The 2,748-nt window shown below is 67.1% G+C and carries 5 protein-coding genes and 1 pseudogene; 3 read left to right on the top strand and 3 right to left on the bottom strand.

Annotated elements, in window-relative coordinates:
- The coding region (locus VKG81_RS00625) for a zinc finger domain-containing protein (RefSeq protein ID WP_324388894.1) at positions 1-204 on the top strand (204 nt) is incomplete at its 5' end.
- 588 nt (positions 205-792) lie between these two features.
- Here VKG81_RS00625 and VKG81_RS00620 read toward each other — a convergent pair.
- Positions 793-993, bottom strand: a complete 201-nt coding sequence (locus VKG81_RS00620; protein WP_324388893.1) for a hypothetical protein — start codon at positions 991-993, stop codon at positions 793-795.
- A gap of 108 nt (positions 994-1,101) precedes the next feature.
- On the opposite strand from VKG81_RS00620, the gene VKG81_RS00615 reads away from it, so the two are divergent.
- Both VKG81_RS00615 and VKG81_RS00610 read left to right on the top strand, forming a co-directional pair.
- Positions 1,102-1,224: a hypothetical protein gene (locus VKG81_RS00615; RefSeq protein ID WP_324388892.1), complete on the top strand. Its 123-nt coding sequence runs from the start codon at positions 1,102-1,104 to the stop codon at positions 1,222-1,224.
- Entirely contained in the window at positions 1,193-1,570 is a 378-nt protein-coding gene (locus VKG81_RS00610; protein WP_324388891.1) for a CAP domain-containing protein, read from the top strand. The genes VKG81_RS00615 and VKG81_RS00610 overlap by 32 nt, the downstream gene beginning before the upstream one ends.
- A 215-nt stretch (positions 1,571-1,785) precedes the next feature.
- Here the strand turns inward: VKG81_RS00610 and VKG81_RS21420 are convergent, their stop codons facing one another.
- Complete coding sequence (locus tag VKG81_RS21420) at positions 1,786-2,220, bottom strand: YidH family protein (RefSeq protein ID WP_414685103.1); 435 nt, start codon at positions 2,218-2,220, stop codon at positions 1,786-1,788.
- A 257-nt stretch (positions 2,221-2,477) separates the two neighbouring features.
- Positions 2,478-2,748 (bottom strand): annotated as a pseudogene (locus VKG81_RS00600) (DUF1542 domain-containing protein); the annotation flags it as partial.

Genomic DNA, 2,748 nt, shown 5'->3' with positions numbered 1-2,748 from the left:
CTGATGCGGATCGGCTTGCGCCGCGGCAAGATCCTGGCGGTCCGGCCCGAGCACGACCACGGCGCGCCGTCCTATGCTCCCGGCCGCCCGCGCACCTACGTCTACCGCCGCGCCGGCGAGCCCTGCCGTGTGTGCGGCACCACGGTGCTGACCGCCGTGCTCGAAGGCCGCAACGTGTTCTGGTGCCCGACCTGCCAGACCTGACCGCGGCTTCAGAAGCTGCCGAAGTCTCCGCCGCCGAAGTCCCAGCTGCCGCCGTCGTTGCCCCAGCCGCCCGCGTCGGGGCCCTGCCCCCGTCCTCCGGCCTGTCAGCCACGGGCCGTGGGTGGCCTCGGCTGAGTTGTCGCGGTGCTGCTGTTGATTTCATTCATCCACGCTCGGTACGGGTACCGCAGCGGTTGATGGCCGCGGAGACCGGTACTTGAACGTCTACACGCCACCGGATCCGTTGTCGCCGCGTCAGCTGGTGATTTGATCCGCGCGGCGGTGTGCCGGCCGATCTGGCGCCCCGTCCGGCACGCGCTCGACCTCGATGTCCGTGGGCGCCAACGCCTGGGCGCGCTTCGGGCCGGTTTAGATCACCGGGATTCTAATCACCGCTGACATACTCGGGGTATCGCTGGTCTGGTATCCGTGGCACCCGCGGGTTTGTCGTCGGCGGGTTTGACGTCGTCGCACGATCGCGCGCTGGTGCTCCTCACGGCGAGAACCGCCGTGTTTTGCGGTCGGCGGGGCAGCGGCGGCGGGCTGGTTCGCGCGGATGCTGTTAGCCTTTGCGTCATGCGTGCAGTGTCAGGCGATCGGGACCGTTGGGTGCCGGCGTTCCTTGGCATCGGCGATCGTGCCGGTGCGGCTGCGCACTGTTGTTGATGCCGCCACGCCCGTCTGCGGTTTGGGTCCGGTAGAGCTTGTCAGCCGCCGCGCTGACTGATTGATCGGCCCTTCGGCGGACGTTCCGCCAGCCCCCCACATGAGAGTGTCGTTGATGTTCACCGTCCAAGAGCCTGGTCCGGGTCGCCGTGCGCCGCTTGCCCTTTTGTGCGTTGTGGTCGCGCATACGATCTCATTTGTTGTGGGTCGGGGGCTCAGTGGGGTCCGGACATGACCGACGCGATCATCGTGCGGGGCGCCAGCAAGCATTACGGCGACTTCGCCGCCCTCGACGACATCGACCAGCCGACTCAACAACAGCGTGGTCGCCAACCTTTACACGATTCAGCATGAGGCCGGCTGCACGAACAACGTGAAGGTCAGCCCCCAGCTGCAGCTGGCAGCCCAATGGCACACCGACGACGTGCTGAATAACCGCGACCTCGACGGCGACATCGGCTCCGACGGGTCCACGCCGCAATCCCGCGCGCAAGCCGCCGGGTTCCGCGGCAGAGTGGCCGAAACCGTGGCGATCAACCCCGCCGTGGCGATCAGCGGCATCGAGATCCTCAACCAGTGGTACTACAACCCGGCCGACTTCGCGATCATGTCCGACTGCGCCAACACCGACATGGGGGTGTGGTCGGAAAACAGCCTCGACCGCACCGTCGTGGTCGCCGTTTACGGCCAGCCGAGTTGACCAGTACGTGAGGGTTTACGTCTCTCAAGCGTTGGATCGGCTCAAGTCTGGCGGATATAGGAGCCGAGCGCGTTGCGTCCCAACCCTTTTCGCGCTTCCGGGTGGGGAACTCCCAGCTGGTTTCGGCAACCCATGGGGAGGCGACGGTGAAGTGCTGTGGCGTAGCTGTGGTGAGGCCGGAGGGACCAAGCCGGACTCCTCGTTCAGCAAGCGAATCACAGTGAACACGGGAACCGTCCTGGTCCTGCCGTCGTCCCGGGCATCCGGTCCCGCGGTGTCAGCTGGGTGCGCCGACCTCGTATCGGTCCAGGGTGGGGCGCAGCCGCCGTGGTCACTTCAGCGGATCGCGGTTGGGCGACGGGGCGACGCGCCGCGCGGGCTGCCCGATCGATTTGCATCCATCGAAGCAGCCCGATGCCGGAGGTAAGCATGCCCACGACGGCGAGCGCAATCGCGAGAACGTGCGGCGGGCCGGGGATCCTGAGAGCAGGCACGAATTCAACCGCAACGGCTGCGGAAAGCAGACCGACTGCAGTGCGCTCCCAAGCAAGAAAAGTCCGTTCGTCGGACAACGCTGTCAGGTAGTCGTGCTCGACCGTGAGGGCATGGTGGACGCGGCTCTCCGTGACTCCGCCGTCGTGCTCACCCACGACTGAACCCTAGCGATGAGCTCGCCATGGGGCAGCCATGAGAATCAGCCTGATCGCAATGTTCGCGATTACTCCATAGCTGGGCGGGGCCGGAGCCGCGTCTGCTGGGCGCCGGGGACGGCTTGAACGAGAGGTCAGCGTGTAATCAGAACGATAGCAGCGGTTTTCGTCGGTAGCGCCGGGGCCCGGGTGTCCGTCAGTCGGTCGCGGGTGTTCTGGTGCCCGACCTGCCAGACCTGCCAGACCTGACTGCGGCTTCAGAAGCTGCCGAAGTCCCCGCCGCCGCCGAAGTCGCCGCCGCCGTCGCCGCCCCAGCCGCCCGCGTCGGGGCCCTGCCCCGCGTCGAAGCCGGCGTCGTACCCGCTGTCATAGCCGCTGTCGAAGCCCTGGCCGTAGCCGTTCTCGAAGCCCGCGGCGTCGTAGCCGACCCCGTGCATGCCGGAGAACAACGAGTCGAACAGCAGCACCGAGCCCAGGCCCCAGGCCCCGCCGATCAACGCCGGCTTCCACCACGGTTCGGAGTACCAG

The organism is Mycobacterium sp. (assembly GCF_035314905.1).
Lineage (GTDB): Bacteria > Actinomycetota > Actinomycetes > Mycobacteriales > Mycobacteriaceae > Mycobacterium.
The sequence above is the reverse complement of the archived record's forward strand: the minus strand, read 5'-3'. Positions and strand labels throughout refer to the sequence as shown.

Bases quoted from the DNA above. Each gene is read 5' to 3' on its own strand.
- VKG81_RS00615 (WP_324388892.1), top strand. From the start codon at position 1,102: ATGACCGACGCGATCATCGTGCGGGGCGCCAGCAAGCATTACGGCGAC.